This window comes from Paraburkholderia acidicola (assembly GCF_002362315.1).
Classification (GTDB): Bacteria; Pseudomonadota; Gammaproteobacteria; order Burkholderiales; family Burkholderiaceae; genus Paraburkholderia; species Paraburkholderia acidicola.
The window spans coordinates 159,980-177,062 of record NZ_MTZV01000002.1; the positions used below are offsets into that span (position 1 = coordinate 159,980).

Genomic DNA, 17,083 nt, shown 5'->3' on the forward strand with positions numbered 1-17,083 from the left:
ATTAACGAATTCGGCGGATCGAGCCGCCGCCCAAATCTAGCTGACCCATCCCGGTACGTCCACCTGATCCTGATAGCAGGGAATCAGGGCATGCGGCCCGTGACTGAATCGATCGGCACCAATAAAGCAGCTTCCATGCCATACATGCGCCAAAGCGGCGCAGCGCGTTTGCCGGCGCGCGTTTGCGGGGAATCGGCGGGGCTCCATGCAGCGCTGCACCGTGGCGACGATAGCAAAGAAGCACTATCTCGGTGCAACCCAAAAGTACGCGCCACTATTGAACACCACATTAGTGCATTTCTGAAAATATGCACCACTTTAACGCACCCGCCAGACAACTTCCCCAAACATCCCTGCCACCACCCAAAACCGATGTGCCGCGTTGTCACGCCCTGACGACCCACTGATGCCGCCACCTTCCGCGAGCTAGAATGCTCCTTTGGTCCGAAGGAGATTTGCCGTCATGAGCACGCTCGAACAGCTGTACGCCCAGGCCGACAGGCGCCGTACCGAGAACCAGTTGCCGTATGCGGGCGCCGTGTCCCCGGCCGAAGCCTTCGAGCTTCTTCAACTCGACACCAGCGCCCGGCTCGTCGACGTGCGCACGCGCGCCGAACTCGACTGGGTCGGCCGCCCGGTGATCGGCGACGGTCAGTACGCTCATGTCGAATGGACCCGCTACCCAGGCGGCGTGCCGAATCCGGAATTCCTCGAGCAACTACGCCTCGTCGTCTCCCCCGATACCCCCGTCCTCCTGCTGTGCCGTAGCGCGGCGCGCTCGAAGCTCGCCGCGATCGCCGCGACCCAGGCCGGCTTCACGCGTGCATTCGATCTGCTGGAAGGATTCGAGGGCGACAAGGATGGCCAGGGGCATCGCAAGACGGTGGCGGGATGGTGCTTTCGCGGCTTGCCGTGGATCGGCGCGTGACACGCTGAACGGCTGCATTCATGCCCCATGCTCGGCGCCCGATGTGACAGGCCGATGATGCTGCGCGTCCGGCCGCGCAGCGCGTCATTCGTTAAGTCAAAAGTTAACCTTGCGGCTTGCCCGCCACAAACGGTACGTCAGCCACCACCGGCTCAACGATATCGCCGCCCAGCTGATGCACGCCTTCGCGCAGTTTCACGAACGCCGCAGCCACCGCTTCGGGCTCGCCCTTCACGCCCAGATCAATATGCCGGCGCGCGTAGACGCCACCACGCTCCGCATCGCCGACGCTCGGCAAGCTGAACACCCGCACGCCAGGAAAATCACGCTCGATCTTCTCCATGAGCGGCGTCAACGTCGACTCGGGCATCTCGAACACCAGCAGCGACTTCTCCGCGTGCGGCATCGCGTGATGCAGGTGCGCGTACTTCGTGTCCAGTACCCATTCGATCATCGGCCACGCCATCACCGGAAAGCCCGGCACGAAGTGATGATCGCCGACCGAGAAGCCCGGGATCTTGTTGTAGCCGTTCGGAATGATCGACGCACCGCGCGGGAACGTACCCATGTTCAGACGATGTCGGTTGTCCGGCGAGTCGAGATCGACTGGCTTGGGAGAGTTCGCTGGATGCGTCTCGCGAATCCGCTCCTGGATCAGCACCGAAGCTTCCGGATGCAGTTCGAGCGGCACACCGAGCGCGGTTGCTGCGCACTGGCGCGTGTGATCGTCGGGCGTGGCGCCAATACCGCCGGTCGAAAACACGATATCGCCCGAGGCAAACGTGCGACGCAGCGTATCGACGATACGTTGCGGATCGTCGCCGATATAGTCGGCCCATTCGAGCGACAGTCCGCGTGCGCTCAATAGTTCGATGACTTTCGGCAGATGCTTGTCCGAGCGTCTACCCGACAGGATTTCATCGCCGATGATGATGACGCCAAATGCCATGGCCGCCTCTCGATAAGAAGTCAGTAAGGGGTCGCCGTCGTGCGGGCGCCCTGCTCTTCGGCGCGCATCCGTTGCAGCGCGCGCAGGCAGTAGTAGCCGAACCAGAGCGCCGAAAACACGAGGATGAACGCATAGATCCAGATGGTCACCGCGGTCACCACCGGAAACAGCACAATCAGCCAGACCGACGATGCCCACAACAAGGTAGGCAGCGAGCCGAGCAAACCGCTCGCGACGCCGATCAGCAGCAACGGCAGCCGGTAGCGCCGGATCAGCGCACGCCGCTCGTCGGCGCTTGCATGCAGCGCAAGCGCATCGTAAGTCATCACGCGGTACGTGAGCCAGCCCCACAGTAGCGGCGGAATCAGCGCGAAGAACGGCGGCACGAGCCAGAGCGGCAACGTCACCACGAGCAGTACGAGACAGATCAGCGTCGTGAACAGCGAATGCGCGAGGCTACCGTACCATGTCCCGCCGCGCCGCATCTCGAGGCTCGTGAACTGCCGCTGCGACAGATGCCGGACCACGGCCGGCATCGATAGCGTGGCGATCAGCAGCAGTACGGAGACGACGATCAGCGGGATGGCGAGTGCGACGACGAGAAACGGCGCGATCACCGCATGCAGCGACGAAAACCCGAGCCAGTTGAACAGCCCGTACAGCGTCGTCGTGAACGACCAGCTATCGAGCCATGTACGCGCAACGCCGGTCAGCGTCTGCCAGAAGAACCAGAGAATCACGCCCCACACGACCGTTGCCGCCGCAAACGGCATAAAGGTCAGCCAGAGCATGCGCGGGTGGAGCGCACTCGTCAGCGCGCGCCCGAACGAGCGCAACAGATCATTCATGCGAGCCGGTGCCGGTGATTGAAGCGGTGAAAAGAATTGAACGAAGGTGTCACGGGGACAGGATAAACCACTCGCCCGGCACCCGGTAAACCGCACGGCGACGTAAGCCGTGCGAGCGCGGCCGCACCGGTCCGTTCAGAGCGCCGCGGCATCCTTGCCTGATCCGCGCCGTTTCGCGGTGAGCCGCTTGCCGATCCGCACGAAGGCCAGCCCGTGCTGCGCCCAGAAACCATCGCCATAGCGCCGGCCATCGAGCTGGTCGCGAATCCCCGTCGGTTCCATCTCGCGGTTCCACGAGACGCTGCGAAACAGCATGTCCCACCATGGAAACAGTACGCCGAAGTTGCAGCCGTACTTGAGGCCCTCGTGCCCGTAGCCAATCGCATGATGCCGGCGATGAAACGTCGGACTGACCAGCAACCGTTCGCCGAACCGGCCGAAGTACAGACGGATATTCGCGTGCTGGACGCTTTGCGCAAGGTTGGTGATAGCGACGAGGACGACGAACTGCGCGGGCGGCACACCGATCACCAGCGCGATCAGCGCAAAGAAACACGCCTGCATCAGATCGTCGAGCAGATGGTTACGGTCGTCGGTCCATAGCGACATCTGGCGCTGGCTGTGATGCACCGCGTGCAATTCCCACCAGATGCCGACACGATGTTGCCCGCGGTGATACCAGTACCCAGCGAAATCGAGCACCAGCAGATAGATCACGAATGTCACGAGCGGTTGCGTCGTGACGCCGGGCCACAGGTTGTCGATCTCGAAGTTCGCGATGTTGTGCAGCCGCAGCCAGCCCTGTACGTGATCGAACAGCGGTTGCAGCGCGAAGAAGAAAAACAGGTTCAGGATGCCGAGCTTCGCAATCCATGTATAGAGCACGTCGACACGCACCGCCTTGCGGTTTTCCCATTTCTCGACCGGACGCAGCGCTTCGAGCGGCCGCAGTACCGCGTACATCGCCAGCACCTCGAACACGCCGACGATCACCCAGTACAGGCTGTCGTAGGTGTCTTCGTCGTAGCCCATCAGATCGAAGCGAAACAGCAGCGGCTGCACGATATCGACGTACAGCGTGGTCTGCACCGTCGAAACGAAGCTGTCGAGCGCGGAGAAGATCAGCTGGAACATGGTGTCTGTCGTGCCTTACCGATCGTGCCGGTTGGTGCTTACTCGTGCCCGCATCACGCGCCGTTCGGCGCCGTGACCGGTGCGCGGTCGTAGAAATAGATGCCGTGCGGCGAACGACCCACCGCGATAGTCTGGATCAGCTTGCGCGTGCTCAGGTCGATGATGCCGACGTGCTTCGCGAAGCGGAACGTCACCCACAAATACCGCTTGTCTGCCGTGAGTTCCATGTCGTCCGGTCCTGGCATCAGGCCAGTGATATCGCCGACGTTGGTCAACGACTCTTCGTCGATGATGCTGATCGTACTCGCTACCCGGTTCGATACTGCGACGTGCCGGCCGTCCGCGAGCGAGCGGAAGTTATGCGCGCCCTTGCCGGTCGGGATCGTCTTGACGATGGTCTGGTTTCTCCAGTCCACCACCGCGACGTAATCGGCGCCGGTCATGCCAACCAGCAGGTACTTTTCGCCGGGGGTCATCCACAGGCCGGCCGGCACCTTGCCGAGTTTCATCTTCCACTTGATGGTCTGCGTCGGCAGATCGATCGCAGCCAGTTCGCCAGAAACCTGCAGCGTTACAAATACGGTTTTGCTGTCGTTCGTGAACGCCATATGGCTTGGCATCACCGCGAGCGGCAGACGCTTCGCGAGCGTCGGGTCGCGTCCGTCGAAGTGATAGATGTCCAGACGGTCGAGCCGCAGCCCCGTCGTAACGAGCCATTTACGGTCGGGTGAAAAAACGATCTGGTAGGGATCTTCGATGTTTTCGATCCAGCGTTGCGGCTTGCCGGTTTTCGGATCGACGAACAACAGGTTGTTGGACACCGAATTCGCGACGATCAGCGACGCGTTGTCGGGCGTCGCCATCAGATGGTGCGGCTCCTTGCCGGTCGGCACGGTCGACACCACCTGACGCGTGGCCTCGTCGATCAGGCTCAGCGTGGCTTCGCCGGAATTGAGCACGATCACGTTGTTCGCGTGAACTGCCGGGGAAAACAGACCTGCTGCGGCAACCATCGCCGCACCCGCTGCGAACGTACCGGTCAAACGACGAAGAGAGAATATGGACATGAAGAATGACTTCGAAGAACAGCCGTCATTGTAGAACGTTTGCCAGAGCGCGCGGTTGCCGGGGTTTGCTGCAATTAGCCGCAAACCCCGCTACGTTCAACGCTGCATCGATTCCCACACCTTGACGAGCCGCTTCACCGACACCGGCATCGGCGTACGCAGTTCCTGCGCGAACAGTGAAATGCGCAGTTCTTCGAGCAGCCAGCGAAACTCCGCAAGACGCGGATCGGCGACGCCACCGCGCTGCGCGAGCGCGCGTTGATAGTGCTGCAACAGCGGCTGGAATTCCGCCGACTGCCGGGCATCGCGTGCCGAATCGGCTTTCAGCTTGTCGATGCGCAGCGCGATGCCCTTCAGATAGCGAGGAAAATGCGTGAGCTGCTGATACGGTGTATCGATGACAAAGCGTTTTCCGATCAACGTATCGAGCTGGCTGCTGAGATCCGCATACGCCGCGCCGAACGACTTCGCCTGCACGAGTTTCTTCGCGGCCGCCGCGTACTCGCCGAGAATCTGCCCAACCAGCCGCGCGATCTCCTGAGCGAGCAACGTGAGGCGCCCCTTGCCTTCGTCACGGCGCGCGTGAAAACTCGCGTCGTCGTCGGGCAGCGGTTCTTGCAGGCACGCGCGATCGAGCGCGACGTCGATCAACTGGTCGCGCAATTCTTCCTGAGAGCCGCGCGGCATGAACTGCATCGCCATCTCGCGCAACCCCGGCAGGTTCTTCTCAAGGTAGCGGATCGGCTCGCGCAACTGCAGCGCGAAGAGCCGCCGCAGACCCGCGCGATGGATGCGCGCAGCTTCATCGGGCGAATCGAATACCTCGACGTCGCAATGTGTGCCGCGATCGACGAGCGCCGGATAGCCGAACAGCGTCTGCCCGCCGCGGCGGATTTCGAGCAGTTCAGGCAGCTTGCCGAAATTCCAGGTGGTGAGGTTTTCGTAGAGCGCCGTGCCAGACGCCGTGCCTTCTTGCCGTGCGGTTTGTGGCGCCGCGGACGTGGGTTTGCCACGCGTCGCCGGTACTGGCAACGCTCCGGCTGCGGCACCGCGCGTACTCGCAGCAACACTGGCACCCCCACCCGCCACATCGGCAAGCGCAGCACCGGCCGCCCCCGCCGCAATCTGCTGAAAATGCTGCTGCGCCTGACCACCGAGTTCAGCGCGCAACTGCGCGAGATTGCGACCCATCGCGAGCTGTCGTCCGTGCTCGTCGACGACCTTGAAATTCATGAACAGGTGCGCCGCCAGCGTTTCGAGCTTGAAGTCCGCTTGCCGGACGGCGACCTGCGTCTGTTCGCGGATATCCGCGATCAACGTTTCGAGCAGACCGCCCGCGCCAAAACGCGGACCGCCGGTGCGTTCGACAAAACCCGCTGCGTATTCCGGCAGCGGCACGCAATGACGGCGCAGCTTCTGCGGCAGCGACTTCAGCAGCAACTGGGTCTTTTCCTTGATCATGCCCGGCACGAGCCACTCGCAGCGCCGTGCGTCGACCTGGTTCAGCGCATACAGCGGCAGCGCGAGCGTCACGCCATCGCGCGGCGTGCCTGGCTCGAAGTGATACGTTAGTGTCATCTCGACACCCGACATCGTCATCCGCTTCGGGAACAGATCGGTGGTAACACCGGCAGCTTCGTGCCGCATCAGGTCATCGCGCGACAGATACAGCAGCCGCAAGCGCTCTTCCGGCTGCCCGCTCTTCTTCACCTCGTCGCGATACCAGCGCTCGAACGCGGCGCCCGTATGCATGCCCTGCGGAATCGCCTGATCGTAGAAGCCGAAAATCAGTTCGTCGTCGACCAGCACATCCTGACGACGCGACTTGTGTTCGAGCTGCTCGATATCGGCGAACAACTTGCGGTTATGTGCAAAGAACGCGAGCTTCGTGTCGAATTCGCCTTCGACCAGCGCGCCGCGGATAAACAGCTCGCGCGCCCGCGCCGGGTCCTGTTTGCCGAAACTCACACGCCGCCGGTGATACACCGTCAGGCCGTACAGCACCGCCCGCTCGAACGCCGACACCTGGGCCGCGCGCTTTTCCCAGTGCGGCTCGGAGAGCGATTTCTTCAATAGATGCGCGCCGACCCGCTCGATCCACTCCGGCTCGATCTTCGCGATACAGCGTGCGTACAGCCGGCTCGTCTCGACGAGTTCGGCGGCGATTACCCAGCGCCCTGCTTTCTTCACCAGCGCCGAACCCGGCCACAGGAAGAACTTGATACCGCGCGCGCCGAGGTAGTGCGGTTCGTCGTCGGCTTTCAGGCCGATATTGCCGAGCAGGCCCGTGAGCAACGCGAGATGGATCTGCTCGAAGGTCGCTTCGGTTTCGTTCAGACGCCAGCCGTGTTCGCGCACTACCGTCAGCAGTTGCGAGTGCACGTCGCGCCATTCGCGCAAGCGCAGATGCGACAGGAAATTCGCGCGGCACGCGTCGGCCAACTGCCGGTTCGACTTCTTGTGCTCGATCGCTTCTTCGAACCACGCCCAGATCTTCAGCCACTGCAGGAATTCCGAACGCTCGTCGGCGAAACGCCGGTGCGCCTGATCGGCCTGCTCCTGCGCCTCGATCGGCCGGTCGCGCGGGTCCTGCACCGAGAGTGCGCTCGCAATAATCAGCACCTCGCGCAACGCCTGCTGGTCGCGCGCGGCAAGAATCATCCGGCCGACCCGCGGATCGAGCGGCAAGCGCCCCAGCTCGCGGCCGAGCGGCGTCAGCGCGTTGTCGTCATCGACGGCGCCGAGTTCGTTCAGTAACTGGTAACCGTCGGCGATCGCGCGGCCCGGCGGCGGCTCGATAAACGGGAAGGTTTCAATTCCGGTCAGATGCAGCGACTTCATCCGCAGAATCACCGCCGCCAGCGACGAGCGCAGGATTTCCGGATCGGTGAAACGCACCCGCGCCTGGAAATCGGTCTCTTCGTAAAGACGGATACAGATACCGTCGGCCACCCGGCCGCAGCGGCCCGCGCGCTGGTTCGCCGCCGCTTGCGAGATCGACTCGACCTGCAACTGCTCGACCTTGTTGCGGTACGAATAGCGCTTGACGCGCGCCAGCCCGGTATCGACCACATAGCGGATGCCCGGCACCGTCAGCGAAGTTTCGGCGACGTTGGTCGCGAGCACGATGCGCCGCGCGCTCGACGTGCGGAACACGCGTTCCTGCTCCGCCGCCGACAGCCGCGCGAACAGCGGCAGGATTTCCGTATGCGGTGGATGGTGCTTGCGCAGCGCTTCCGCGGCGTCGCGAATCTCGCGCTCGCCGGGCAGGAACACCAGCACGTCGCCCGGACCTTCGCGGCACAGCTCGTCGACCGCATCGACGATCGCCTCCATCAGATCGCGGTCGCGGCCCGCGCCGCCGCGGGCCCGCTCGCGGCCGGCCGTGCCTTCGGCGGCCTTCACCGCGGGGCTGTCTTCGGCGACCGGCCGGTAGCGCACCTCGACCGGATAGAGCCGGCCGCTCACCTCGATCACCGGCGCCGGCCGCTCGTCACTGCCGAAGTGCCGCGCAAAACGGTCCGCGTCGATCGTGGCGGACGTGACGATCAGCTTCAGATCGGGCCGCTTCGGCAGGATCTCTTTCAGGTAGCCGAGCAGAAAATCGATGTTCAGGCTGCGCTCGTGTGCTTCGTCGATGATCAGCGTGTCGTACGCGCGCAGCAGCGGATCGGTCTGCGTTTCGGCCAGCAGGATACCGTCGGTCATCAGCTTGACCGACGCGCCCGGAGCGAGATTGTCGGTGAAGCGCACCTTGTAGCCGACCACTTCGCCGAACGGCGTACCGAGTTCTTCGGCGATCCGGCGGCCGGTCGCGGACGCCGCGATACGCCGCGGCTGCGTGTGCCCGATCAGGCCCGAGCCGCCGGCGCCAAGACCGCGGCCAAGCGTAAGACAGATTTTCGGCAACTGGGTCGTCTTGCCCGAACCGGTTTCACCACTGACGATCACGACCTGATTCCCGGCAATCGCACGCGCGATTTCGTCGCGCCGGCCGGAGACCGGCAGCGCTTCCGGGAAGGTGATCGGCGGGATCGGGTTCGGCTCGACGATGCGCGGCGCGCGCGGAGCGGGACGGTTGTTATTGCCCGTGGATTTACCGGGCTCACCGGGCTGGCCAGACACTCCTGGCGCTCCAGATGGCCCACGGCGCGGCGGCTTCGACACATGCTTCGGCGCGTGCTGCTGCGGGCGCCGCGCGGGCGCCGTGTCGGGGCGGGGCTGCGCCGGCTTGTCTTGCCCGGCACCCGACGCATTTTTCGCATCCGGCGAAGCGGGACTTTTGGATACATTCGACATGGGGGCGCATTATAATCCCGGGCATGAATTCTCAACCCGACCTCGTCCCCGCGCCCGAGAGCGTTCCGGCGGCCCCCCAAGCCCTGGAATCCGACTTGCCGCATGCGCAATTTGTCGACTGGATGCGTTCGGTCGCCCCCTATATTCACGAGTTCCGGAACAAGACGTTCGTCGTCGGGTTCGGCGGCGAAGTGGTGCACGAGGGCCTGCTCAGTGCGCTCGTCTCCGACATCGCGCTGCTGCAGGCGATGGGCATCCAGATCGTGCTGGTACACGGCTCACGCCCGCAGGTCGAAGAGCAGATGAGCCTGCACGGCGTCGAATCCGAGTTCTCGCACGGCATGCGCATCACCGATGCCCGCGCGCTCGAATCCGCGAAAGAAGCCGCCGGCGAAGTGCGCCTCGACATCGAAGCCGCGATCAGCCAGGGCTTGCCGAACACGCCGATGGCGCATGCGCACATCAGCGTCGTGTCCGGCAACTTCGTCACCGCGCGGCCGGTCGGGATTCTCGACGGCGTCGATTTCGCGCACACCGGTGTCGTGCGCAAGATCGACGCGGATTCGATCCGCCATTCGCTGGCAAGCCGCAAGCTCGTGTTGCTGTCGCCGCTCGGTTTCTCGCCGACCGGCGAAGCGTTCAATCTGTCGATGGAAGACGTTGCGTCCGCCGCGGCCATCGCGCTGCGCGCCGACAAGATCGTGTTTCTCACCGAAACGCCCGGTCTGATGGACGACCAGAGCGAGCTGATCCGCGAACTGTCGCTCGACGACGCTTTCAAACTGCATGAAAGCGGCGAAGTCACTGGCGACGCGGGCTTCTATTTGAAGCACTCGATCCGCGCGTGCCGCGGCGGAGTCGCACGGGCGCACATCATTCCATACGCGCTCGACGGCAGCCTGCTGCTCGAACTGTTCCTGCACGATGGCGTCGGCACGATGATCTCGTACGAGAATCTGGAAAGCCTGCGCGAAGCGACGCCGGACGACGTCGGCGGCCTCCTGACGCTGATCGAGCCGCTCGAAACCGACGGCACGCTCGTGCGGCGCGATCGCCACCAGATCGAACGCGACATCGACCACTTCTCGGTGATCGAGCACGATGCGGTGCTATTCGGCTGCGCGGCGCTCTATCCGTATCCGCAGGAGCGCATCGGCGAAATGGCGTGCCTGACGGTCGCACCGGAAGCGCAAGGTTCCGGCGACGGCGAGCGGTTGCTCAAGCGCATCGAGCAGCGCGCGCGGGCCCGCGGTCTCACGCGCATCTTCGTGCTGACGACCCGCACCGAACACTGGTTCCTCAAACGCGGCTTTGTAAAGGCAACGGTCGACGACCTGCCCGAAGATCGCCGTCGTCTATATAACTGGCAGCGCAAGTCACTTGTGCTGATGAAGCAGCTCTGAGCACCGCATACGCGGCACAGGCGCGACTGCCACCCCACATCGATTACAGGAGAAGCACAGCATGGCTCGTTTGGTTCAATGCGCGAAGCTCGGCAAGGAAGCCGAAGGCCTCGATTTCCCGCCGCTACCCGGCGAACTCGGCAAACGGATTTACGAGGGCATCTCGAAGGAAGCCTGGCAGGCATGGCTCAAGCAGCAGACCATGCTGATCAACGAAAACCGCCTGAACATGGCCGATCCGCGCGCGCGCCAGTATCTGATGAAGCAGACCGAAAAGTTCTTCTTCGGCGAAGGTGCCGATCAGGCGTCGGGGTTCGTGCCGCCGTCGCAAAGCGAATAAGCCGTACCGCGGTGGCCGCGACGCGGCTCACCGCCCCGCCGGCTTCTCTTCGCACCGAGCAGAGGAAGCGGCGGAATCTGGCGATCGTCCACCCCGGACAGCAGCGCCGCCAGCATGATCCTCGACGCGACCTGACGACTTCTGCGAATCTGCGCTTTCGATGTCGGGTTGTTCATGAAAGACATCGCAGCGACATACTCGGTGACATGCAGCAACGCGTCGTATAGCAGTGGATCGACTTTCGGATATCCGAGCGCTTCTGCCCGCTTCGTGAACGCTTCGTTCAAGTAGGCCACCGTGCGGTCGCGATGGGCGCTCGCGGGCGAATTCAGATCGTGTATCTCGCGGTATAGCGCGCCTATTACCGCTGCGTCTTCGCTCTGCCACTCGAAGAAAGCATCGAGCCCGTACTCGACCAGTTCATGCAGCGAGCTGGCTCTCGCCATGGCCTGCGTCACCGATTCCGCCAACCCCGCCTTGAGTCTCGCAATCAGTTCGTCGAACACCTCACGTTTATCGTCGAACAACCGGTAGAACGTGGGGCGCGAAATCTTCGCGGCCACCAGCAACTGTTCGACGGAACTGCGATGAAAGCCATGCTCGGCGTAGACGCTTCTCGCCGCATCGATCACCAGTTCACGCAACTCCTGCCCTGAAGGTTCGTCTGCGGACGGACGTCCTGGCCTGCGTGCTTTGGGTTCAGCCTTTTTCGTTGTCCTGGTGCGGCGCACCGCATCGGGTGGGGAAGTCGACATCGGGGTCATCGCCTCAGCAAACACATACACGGCGCAAATCATAACATCCGCGTTATGTTATCTGGCATATCGCCGGGCATCTCAGTGTCTTCCCCTAGGCAACTGCAAAATTCTTGTTCAATCGAAACACCACTGTTACGATTGCCGTCAATAATAACAATGCTGTTACGTTAAAACGCACGAAAAGGCCGCACCAGGGCGCGGTTGCGTGGCGCCGAAGCACATCTCGGGACACGAGATATCTGAGAGGAGCATCCTTGGAATACGATTTCATCGTCGTCGGTGGCGGCTCGGGCGGCTGCGCAGTCGCGGGACGTCTGGCGCGCCTGCGCCCGCAGGCCCGCATTGCGCTGCTCGAAGCGGGGCCCGACGACAACAGCTTTCTGATTCGTGTTCCGACGGCTGTTGCGCTCGTCGGACCACGCCGCAATGCGCGCAATTATGCCTATGAGACCGTGCCGCAGCCGGGCCTGAATGGCCGCCGCGGCTACCAGCCGCGTGGGCGCGTCATCGGCGGCTCGAGCTCCATCAATGCGATGGTGTATATCCGCGGTCAGCACGACGACTACGACGACTGGGCCGGGCAAGGCTGCGCCGGCTGGAGCTGGAACGAGGTTCTGCCCTACTTCAAACGCGCCGAAGACAACACGCGCGGCGACGATGAGTGGCACGGCAGCGGCGGTCCGCTGCATGTCAGCGATACGCCCGACCCCAATCCGTTTTCGCTCGCGTTCATCGAAGCGGCCCGCGAAGCCGGTTTGCCGCACAACCCCGATTTCAACGGCGCTGACCAGGAAGGCGCCGGTATGTACCAGCGCACGATCAAGAGCGGCGAACGCTGGAACGCCGCACGCGCGTATCTGTACAGCGCGTCGTTGCCGAACCTGGAAGTACTGACCCACACGCAGGCAATGCGACTTCTCTTCGAAGGAAAGCGCTGTGTCGGCGTCGAAGTAGAACAGAACGGCGCGCGCCGCAGCTTGCGTGCGCGTGCCGAAGTCGTACTCGCGAGCGGTGCCTTTGGCACGCCGCAACTGCTGATGTGCTCCGGTGTCGGCCCGGGCGAACATCTCGCGGCACACGGCATTCCGGTCGTGCACGACGCCGCGCAGGTGGGCGCCAATCTGCACGATCACCTCGATGTGGTGACCTGTCATCGTGTGCGCAACCCGGAGCTACTGGGTGTGTGCGCAAGCGAACCGTTGCGCACGATGAAGGAAATTCGCCGTTATCGCCGCGAGCATCGCGGGATGATCGCCAGCAATATTGCCGAAGCCGGCGGTTTCTTCAAAAGCGATCCGTCGCTATCGCGCCCGGACGTTCAGATGCACTTTCTCATCGCCATCGTCGACGATCATGCGCGCAAGTTGCATCTGGGTACCGGCATCACGGGGCACGTCTGTCAGTTGCGTCCGAAAAGCCGCGGCAGCGTCAAGCTTGCGAGCGCCGATATTCATGCCGCTCCATTGATCGATCCAGGCTTTCTGTCGAATCCGGACGATCTCGAGACGATGGTGAGAGGCGCGCGCCTGATGAGCCGGATCATGCAAGCCCCGACACTCGCCGCCTTTAAGCCGAAAGACCTCTACCCGGCAGCACGCAGCGACGAAGAATTGCGCGCACAGATTCGCGAGCGCGCGGATACCGTTTATCACCCCGTCGGTAGTTGCCGCATGGGGAGTGACGCGGCCAGCGTCGTCGATCCGCAGTTGCGCGTGCGTGGTCTCGAAGCGCTGCGCATTGCCGATGCTTCGATCATGCCGCAGATTGTCAGTGGCAACACCAATGCGCCGACCATCATGATTGGCGAGCGTGCAGCGGAATGGCTCGCCGAAGAATATCGCTAGGACGTGTGTGCCTCATCGCCCACCTGCGTGGTCCGGCGACAGGCTCATGAAGCAAGGAAACCGAACATGAAGGACGTCGCACCCTCGCAGCACAGCCATACCGGCGAGACGCAATGGCCACCCGCGAATCTGCCTGTCAGTACGTACGAGATGATCCAGCGCGGCGCGGCAATCGATCCGGCTGCCCCTGCGCTGTCGTTTTTCCTGCGCGCCGACATGCACGAAGATCCGGAAACGTGGGACTACGCTGCCCTGCTGCGCCGGATCACGCAGGCGGCCAACAGCTTCCATGCGCTCGGTGTGCGCAAGGACGATGTCGTCTGTTTCCTGCTGCCCAATCTCCCGGAAACACACTTCACGATATGGGGTGCTGAAACAGCCGGAATCGCGGCTGCTATCAATCCGTTACTGGAACCGGCTTCGATCGTCTCGCTGCTGACGGCCATGCAGGCGACGGTACTGGTCACGCTCGCGCCGACGCTCGGCAGCGATCTGTGGCCAAAACTGAAGCCTGCGCTGGCCGGGATCGATTCGCTGCGCCATGTGATGCTGGTCGATCTCGCCGATCGCGTGCCCGCTGCAAAGCAGCCATTCGATTACGCCGAACTGCGCAAAGGCCTGGCCCCGCACGTGGACGTACATGATTTCAACGCAACGCTCGACCAGCAACCGGCCGATCGTCTGCTTGGCGAACGCATCATCGAAGCCAGCGATGTCGCGTCGCTGTTCTGTACCGGCGGCACCACCGGTCTGCCTAAAATCGCGAAGCGTCGGCACGGCAACGAGATCGCGAATACGTGGATGCTCATGCAGACGCTGCCCGGACTTAAACCTGGCAAAAGCATCTTCTGCGGCTTGCCGCTGTTTCATGTGAACGCAGGGAGTTGTACCGGCCTGTTCCCGTTCTCGGTTGGCGCGCAGGTGATCCTCGGCACGCCGCAAGGCTATCGCGGCGAAGGCGTGATCCCCCGCTTCTGGGAGATCGTCGAGCGACATCGCGTGAATTTCTTCATGGCCGTGCCGACCGTTTACGCGGCGCTCCTGCAGGTGCCCACCGGCAAGCACGATCTGGGTTCGCTTGAATACGGCATCTGCGGTGCGGCTTCAATGCCGACTGAAGTGTTTCGCCGGTTCGAAACCGCGTCGGGCATCAAGATTCTCGAAGGCTACGGACTGACCGAAACCTCGGCTGTGAGCAGCCTGAATCCGGCAGATGGCGAACGCCGCATTGGCTCGATCGGCCTGTGCCTGCCGGCGCAGTCGATGAAGGCCGTCGTACTCGATGCCGACGGTCATTATCTGCGCGATTGCGCCGTCGACGAAAACGGTGTACTCGCGGTCTCCGGCCCAAACGTATTTGCCGGCTATCTCGCCGAAGAACACAATCGCGACATCTGGCTCGATCTCGGCGACGGGCGTCGCTGGCTCAATACCGGCGATCTGGGTCGACAAGATGCCGACGGTTATTTCTGGCTCGCCGGACGCAAGAAAGAACTGATTATCCGCGGTGGCCATAACATCGATCCGGCTGTGATCGAAGGTCCACTACTACGCCATCCCGATGTGCAATTCGCCGCCGCGGTAGCACGTCCGGACGCTTATGCCGGCGAGCTGCCGGTGGTCTACGTGCAACTCAAACCGGGCGCGACGGTAACAGAAGCCGAACTCGCCGAATTCGCCGCCGGCCAGATCGGCGAGCGCGCGGCACTGCCGAAGCAGGTTCGCATCATCGACATCATGCCGTTGACCGCGGTCGGCAAGATCTTCAAACCGGCGCTCAAGCGGCTCGAAATCGCGGAAACGCTGGCGGCGGCCCTGCGTCAAGCCGGCATCCCATTCGAACTCACCATGCTCGAAAACAGAACCCGTGGCGACGTGCTCCGGGCAATGTTGTTCAACGCGTCCGATGAAGCCGCTGCACGCGACATCCTCGGACAGTTCACCGTGCCGTTCGAAATTGCAGTTACACCAACCCTCGCTAGAGGCGATTGAACGCGACAGCGTTTCTGAAGGGAGAAAACAATGAACATGAATGAACGCGATATGCCTGGCATAGCGATTCCGGTCGAATTCGAACAATGCTTCGCGCGACAACGTGCCGCCTATCTGGCCGAGCCCAATCCGCCGTATGCGCAACGCGTGGCCGATCTGAAGTCGCTTGCGCGCATGCTGAAGGAAAACCGCGCGGCGTTTATCGAAGCGATCAATCTCGACTACGGCAACCGCTCCGAATTCGAGACCCTGTTCAGCGAATTCTTCGTCGTGCTCGAAGGCATCCGCGATGCGATCAAACACCTGAAGCGCTGGATGAAACCGTCGAAGCGCCGGTTAGACGCGACGCTGTATCCGCTGGCGAAAAACCGCGTGATTCCGCAGCCGCTGGGCGTGATCGGTGTCATCGTGCCGTGGAATTTCCCGCTCAATCTGTCGTTTGCGCCGCTCACGTCGATCTTCGCCGCCGGCAATCGCGCGATGGTGAAGATGTCGGAAAACTCCGCGCATCTTGCGCATTTGCTCGCCACCACCAGTCCGAAATACTTTTCGCCCGACAAGCTGACGTTCTTCGAAGATGCCGGCGGACGCGGACCGGCGTTCAGTTCGTTGCCGTTCGATCACCTGCTGTTCACCGGCTCCGGACAGACCGGCCGCTCCGTGATGGCGAACGCGGCACGCAATCTGACACCGGTCACGCTCGAACTCGGCGGGAAATCGCCGGCAATCGTCGCCGCTGACTACCCGATCGAAACCGCGGCGAAACGCGTGATGTGGCTCAAGCTGCTCAATGCCGGCCAGATCTGTACCAACATCGATTATCTGTTTCTGCCGGAGACGCAGGTCGATGCCTTCGTCAGCGCAGCAAAGCAGTTGCTGAGCGAGCGCTATCCCGACATCAATGGCGGCGACTACACATCGATCATCGACGAGCGTTCATTCCAGCGCCTCAATGACACGCTCGACGATGCCAAAGCGAAGGGTGCAACGCTCATCAATCTCGCTGCGGGCCAGACGCCTAATAGCAAACTGCGCAAGTTCCCTCCGCACATCGTGCTCAACGTCACCGACGACATGGTGCTGATGCAGCGCGAGATCTTTGGCCCGATCCTGCCGATCAAGACGTATCGCGATCATGAAGAAGTGATCCGCTACATCACAGGACGCGACCGGCCGCTGGCGATTTATCCGTTCTCGCACGACAAGCAGGTTCAGGATCTGTACATCGATCGGGTGATGTCCGGCGGCGTGTCGGTCAATGAAGGCATTCTGCATGTGGCCCAGCACGACATGCCGTTCGGTGGGGTGGGCGCAAGCGGGATGGGGCATTACCACGGCCACGAAGGGTTCATCACGTTCTCGAAGTTGCGGCCCGTGTTTTACCAGGCGCGATTCTCGTCGATACAGATGATGTTCCAGCCGCCTTATACGTCGCGCACGATGAAGCTGATGAATCTGCTGGTCAAGCTGAAGGGATAAGCAGGATGTGTGGCAGCGGTGCGAAGCCGCTCACTTTTTCTG

At 62.5% G+C, this 17,083-nt stretch carries 12 protein-coding genes; 6 read left to right on the forward strand and 6 right to left on the reverse strand.

Features of this window, described 5'->3' with window-relative positions; genetic code table 11:
* The first annotated feature begins 463 nt into the window (after positions 1-463).
* The gene (locus BWP39_RS02775) at positions 464-928 is read left to right on the forward strand and encodes a rhodanese-like domain-containing protein (protein WP_096716848.1); all 465 of its coding nucleotides are present in this window, start codon (positions 464-466) and stop codon (positions 926-928) included.
* Positions 929-1,031: 103 nt separating this feature from the next.
* On the opposite strand, the gene BWP39_RS02780 is transcribed toward BWP39_RS02775, so the two are convergent.
* The 5 genes from BWP39_RS02780 to hrpA all read right to left on the reverse strand — a co-directional run bounded on the left by BWP39_RS02780 (position 1,032) and on the right by hrpA (position 9,225).
* Entirely contained in the window at positions 1,032-1,877 is an 846-nt protein-coding gene (locus BWP39_RS02780) for a competence/damage-inducible protein A (protein WP_096716849.1), read from the reverse strand.
* A gap of 20 nt (positions 1,878-1,897) precedes the next feature.
* A complete protein-coding gene (locus BWP39_RS02785) occupies positions 1,898-2,725 on the reverse strand; it encodes an EI24 domain-containing protein (RefSeq protein WP_096716850.1) in 828 nt (275 codons plus the stop codon).
* 135 nt (positions 2,726-2,860) lie between these two features.
* The gene (locus BWP39_RS02790; protein ID WP_096716851.1) at positions 2,861-3,859 is read right to left on the reverse strand and encodes a sterol desaturase family protein; all 999 of its coding nucleotides are present in this window, start codon (positions 3,857-3,859) and stop codon (positions 2,861-2,863) included.
* Between the two features lie 53 nt (positions 3,860-3,912).
* On the reverse strand, positions 3,913-4,872 hold the full coding sequence (locus BWP39_RS02795) for a YVTN family beta-propeller repeat protein (protein ID WP_235851383.1): 960 nt from the start codon (positions 4,870-4,872) through the stop codon (positions 3,913-3,915).
* Positions 4,873-5,022: 150 nt separating this feature from the next.
* On the reverse strand, positions 5,023-9,225 hold the full coding sequence (gene hrpA, locus BWP39_RS02800; RefSeq protein WP_096716852.1) for an ATP-dependent RNA helicase HrpA: 4,203 nt from the start codon (positions 9,223-9,225) through the stop codon (positions 5,023-5,025).
* 23 nt (positions 9,226-9,248) lie between these two features.
* On the opposite strand from hrpA, the gene argA reads away from it, so the two are divergent.
* A complete protein-coding gene (gene argA / locus BWP39_RS02805; RefSeq protein WP_096716853.1) occupies positions 9,249-10,628 on the forward strand; it encodes an amino-acid N-acetyltransferase in 1,380 nt (459 codons plus the stop codon).
* 61 nt (positions 10,629-10,689) lie between these two features.
* Positions 10,690-10,968 (forward strand): oxidative damage protection protein, encoded by a 279-nt coding sequence (locus tag BWP39_RS02810; RefSeq protein ID WP_096716854.1) that lies wholly within the window; start codon positions 10,690-10,692, stop codon positions 10,966-10,968.
* On the opposite strand, the gene BWP39_RS02815 is transcribed toward BWP39_RS02810, so the two are convergent.
* Entirely contained in the window at positions 10,929-11,723 is a 795-nt protein-coding gene (locus BWP39_RS02815) for a TetR/AcrR family transcriptional regulator (protein ID WP_157915119.1), read from the reverse strand. The two genes, BWP39_RS02810 and BWP39_RS02815, sit on opposite strands and share 40 nt — an antisense overlap.
* Before the next feature lie 257 nt (positions 11,724-11,980).
* On the opposite strand from BWP39_RS02815, the gene BWP39_RS02820 reads away from it, so the two are divergent.
* From BWP39_RS02820 to BWP39_RS02830, 3 genes are all read left to right on the forward strand, one after another.
* Positions 11,981-13,570: a GMC family oxidoreductase gene (locus BWP39_RS02820; protein ID WP_096716856.1), complete on the forward strand. Its 1,590-nt coding sequence runs from the start codon at positions 11,981-11,983 to the stop codon at positions 13,568-13,570.
* Positions 13,571-13,636: 66 nt separating this feature from the next.
* Complete coding sequence (locus BWP39_RS02825) at positions 13,637-15,562, forward strand: acyl-CoA synthetase (RefSeq protein WP_096716857.1); 1,926 nt, start codon at positions 13,637-13,639, stop codon at positions 15,560-15,562.
* A 30-nt stretch (positions 15,563-15,592) separates the two neighbouring features.
* Positions 15,593-17,041, forward strand: a complete 1,449-nt coding sequence (locus BWP39_RS02830) for a coniferyl aldehyde dehydrogenase (protein WP_235851366.1) — start codon at positions 15,593-15,595, stop codon at positions 17,039-17,041.
* Positions 17,042-17,083: the final 42 nt, after the last annotated feature.

Coding starts and splice junctions, on each gene's coding strand:
- BWP39_RS02775 (WP_096716848.1), top strand. CDS start 464: ATGAGCACGCTCGAACAGCTGTACGCCCAGGCCGACAGGCGCCGTACC.
- BWP39_RS02780 (WP_096716849.1), bottom strand. CDS start 1,877: ATGGCATTTGGCGTCATCATCATCGGCGATGAAATCCTGTCGGGTAGA.
- BWP39_RS02785 (WP_096716850.1), bottom strand. CDS start 2,725: ATGAATGATCTGTTGCGCTCGTTCGGGCGCGCGCTGACGAGTGCGCTC.
- BWP39_RS02790 (WP_096716851.1), bottom strand. CDS start 3,859: ATGTTCCAGCTGATCTTCTCCGCGCTCGACAGCTTCGTTTCGACGGTG.
- BWP39_RS02795 (WP_235851383.1), bottom strand. CDS start 4,872: ATGGTTGCCGCAGCAGGTCTGTTTTCCCCGGCAGTTCACGCGAACAAC.
- hrpA (WP_096716852.1), bottom strand. CDS start 9,225: ATGTCGAATGTATCCAAAAGTCCCGCTTCGCCGGATGCGAAAAATGCG.
- argA (WP_096716853.1), top strand. CDS start 9,249: ATGAATTCTCAACCCGACCTCGTCCCCGCGCCCGAGAGCGTTCCGGCG.
- BWP39_RS02810 (WP_096716854.1), top strand. CDS start 10,690: ATGGCTCGTTTGGTTCAATGCGCGAAGCTCGGCAAGGAAGCCGAAGGC.
- BWP39_RS02815 (WP_157915119.1), bottom strand. CDS start 11,723: ATGTCGACTTCCCCACCCGATGCGGTGCGCCGCACCAGGACAACGAAA.
- BWP39_RS02825 (WP_096716857.1), top strand. CDS start 13,637: ATGAAGGACGTCGCACCCTCGCAGCACAGCCATACCGGCGAGACGCAA.
- BWP39_RS02830 (WP_235851366.1), top strand. CDS start 15,593: ATGAACATGAATGAACGCGATATGCCTGGCATAGCGATTCCGGTCGAA.